We start from the raw sequence: 2,772 nt of genomic DNA on the forward strand, positions 1-2,772 counted from the left end.
ATTTCAGGACAAGACAAATTAAAGACTTAGATTTTATATTTTCTTATTTTAAATTATGGAAGTGGGCAATATCGCTGCCAATCATCTTTCATTTTTTGCAATTCATTACCCGTCAATATCTCGCTGTAATAAATATAATAGATGGCATCGGGATATTGAATCTCATGTCTGTACATAATTCCACGTAGAGAAACAGGCAACTCTTCTGGGAAGTCATCCGCTAAATTCAGTTCCTCAAATTCATAGTTAAAATAACAATTTTGGATTGCTAAAAATGCTTCAGCCACGGTCATCTTTCTGCTCTTAATGGAAATATGCTTCATTTTAGCTGATGAGCAGTAACCATGGCTGATATTTATGAAGGTTCAATCCATTTAACCAGCTTAGATTCTGCCAAATGCGGATATTTGAACTTATCTAAATATTCAAAGCAGGCTTTTTGACCTTGAGGAATTTTCTTTAGATGCTTATCAAAAAATAGATGACGATTATATTGAGCACCATCAAAGCGGATGCTGACACGCTCAAAGTAACCACCACGACGAGCATTGAATTGGTAAAATTGAATCACGCCACAGTCCTGCGAAGGAATAACAGGTGGAGCATCTGGCTTTAAAAATGCGTAAAGTAAAAAGATTGAAGTGCCCGGAAGAAAGCTGAGCCAAAATAAAATTTTCTTCGATTCGTCAGTGGTTAATTTCGCTTCAGAATAGAACATACATAGCATCGGAATAAAAATGATACTGAAGAAGCCGAATAGTAAAAGAAACGTGAGCATATAAATGAGAAACCACTATAAGTCAGTTATTTATAGCACAATTGTTTGATTTTAGATCATAAAAAAGCCCACCGAAGTGAGCTCTTAGATTCATAACTGAATAATGAATTAAAGTTTAGGATCGCGCATCTGAACCAAATTTGAATTGGCTTTGGTTAACGTATCTACTACTTTATTCATCATCGCAGGGATAAAAGAATCTGCAATTTGTGCTGCTTGCAAACCTAGTTTTTCGCCCAGCGTTGGTTTTTTACGGGTCTGGATTAAATACACATCATGTTGCGGTAAAAGACCTAGCAGATATTCATCAGAAGTTTGCAGTTTATCTACCAGATTCAGGTCTAGGGCATCCTGACCATACCAGTGTTCACCCGTTGCCACTTTTTCAACATTTAACTGTGGGCGATATTTTTCCACGAAGTGTTTAAACAAGGCATGTGTCTGTTGCAATTCTTCTTCAAACTTGGTTTTACCCTCTTCGGTATTTTCACCAAACATGGTCACCGTACGTTTGTATTGACCCGCAGTATAAAGCTCAAAATCGATCTTGTTTTCTTTCAGCAGACGGTTAAAGTTCGGTACCTGTGCCACTACCCCAATTGAACCCACAATCGCAAATGGCGCAGAAATCACTTCATTTGCAATACACGCCATCATATAACCGCCACTGGCTGCCACTTTATCGACACAGGTGGTCACATGGAAACCCGCTTCACGTAAGCGCACCAGTTGCGCAGCTGCAAGACCATAACCATGTACCATACCACCCGGACTTTCTAAACGTACAATGATACGATCACGACCAGCTTTTGCTGTAGATAGAATCAGGGTAATTTCTTCACGCAGGCTTTCTACTGCAGACGCAGCCATATCACCTTTAAAATCGAGCACATAGATTTTCTGGTTAGTTTTCTTACGCGCACGCGCTTCTTTTGACAATTGCTGGCTCAATTGCAAAAGTTCCAGTTTAGATGAAGTTGTTTGCGCTATTTTTTTTCGTTGCTCATTAATGCGCGCATTCAAATGACTAATACGGATTTCAGCGGGTAATTTGGGGGTATGAAATAACATAAAAATCGGGTCTCAATTATTTATATAGGTTTTATTTTAAGATAAGGTCAAATGAATTTTTTTCAATAGAATATTGTTGTTTAATTGCTGAAACGGAGCAGTATCCATATGGTCTTAGTAAGGCAAAAATAATTCGCACTATAGAAAATTAATGCCATGTTGATAACCTGCCCAGATAATAACTCCTAGCAATACAGCAGAATTCGTATATAAGGCTTTTTCCTGCTTTTTGAAATAGAAATTCAAACTGAGTCCATACAGCAATCCAATCAGTGTATAAAACATGCTGCCGCCTTGTAATTGATGCCACAAACCACCAATGCCTAAACTTAATGCGATCAGCAGCATCAGAAAAACTGACATCTTTTTGAGTGTTTCCATAGCGGATGCAACCTTTTCTTAACATCTATCTTTTGACAGCTCTGCCATGTCAAAGACGGCATATTCTATAAGAATTTAGGGCACAATAGGATTCGGTTTATTTTTCCACATTTCACTGATTCAATTGATATATCTTCTATTCTTTGGTTACTTTTGGATATAAAAAAAAGAGCTTTTTAGCCCTTCTTTCTTGAGATAAAACTTCTTAACCAAAACGCCCGGTAATATAGGCCTCAGTGAGCTGATGATCTGGCTGGGTAAAGACTTTCTCGGTCGAGTTGACTTCGATCAGATCACCTAAATGGAAATAAGCAGTCCGATCAGAGACTCGCGCTGCCTGCTGCATGGAGTGAGTCACAATAGCAATGGTGTATTGGGTTGAAAGCTCGGAGATCAGTTCTTCAACTTTGGCTGTTGCAATCGGATCAAGTGCTGAACAAGGTTCATCCATCAGAATCACTTCAGGAGAAACGGCAATCGTCCGTGCAATACATAAACGCTGCTGCTGACCACCCGACAACCCTGTACCCGGCTGATTTAAA

At 38.9% G+C, this 2,772-nt stretch carries 5 protein-coding genes; all 5 read right to left on the reverse strand.

Annotation, left to right across the window (positions count from 1 at the left end; genetic code table 11):
* Positions 1-53: 53 nt before the first annotated feature.
* Positions 54-293, reverse strand: a complete 240-nt coding sequence (locus B4J23_RS06565; RefSeq protein ID WP_284879233.1) for a hypothetical protein — start codon at positions 291-293, stop codon at positions 54-56.
* A 62-nt stretch (positions 294-355) separates the two neighbouring features.
* Positions 356-778, reverse strand: a complete 423-nt coding sequence (locus tag B4J23_RS06570) for a hypothetical protein (protein WP_180012522.1) — start codon at positions 776-778, stop codon at positions 356-358.
* Positions 779-886: 108 nt separating this feature from the next.
* Complete coding sequence (gene sohB / locus B4J23_RS06575; protein ID WP_291359454.1) at positions 887-1,849, reverse strand: protease SohB; 963 nt, start codon at positions 1,847-1,849, stop codon at positions 887-889.
* A 138-nt stretch (positions 1,850-1,987) separates the two neighbouring features.
* Entirely contained in the window at positions 1,988-2,230 is a 243-nt protein-coding gene (locus tag B4J23_RS06580; RefSeq protein WP_291359456.1) for a hypothetical protein, read from the reverse strand.
* A 205-nt stretch (positions 2,231-2,435) separates the two neighbouring features.
* Positions 2,436-2,772, reverse strand: a 337-nt coding sequence (locus tag B4J23_RS06585; RefSeq protein ID WP_291359458.1) for a phosphate ABC transporter ATP-binding protein, incomplete at its 5' end; no start/stop codon positions are given.

This window comes from Acinetobacter sp. UBA3025 (genome assembly GCF_002367915.1).
Lineage (GTDB): Bacteria > Pseudomonadota > Gammaproteobacteria > Pseudomonadales > Moraxellaceae > Acinetobacter.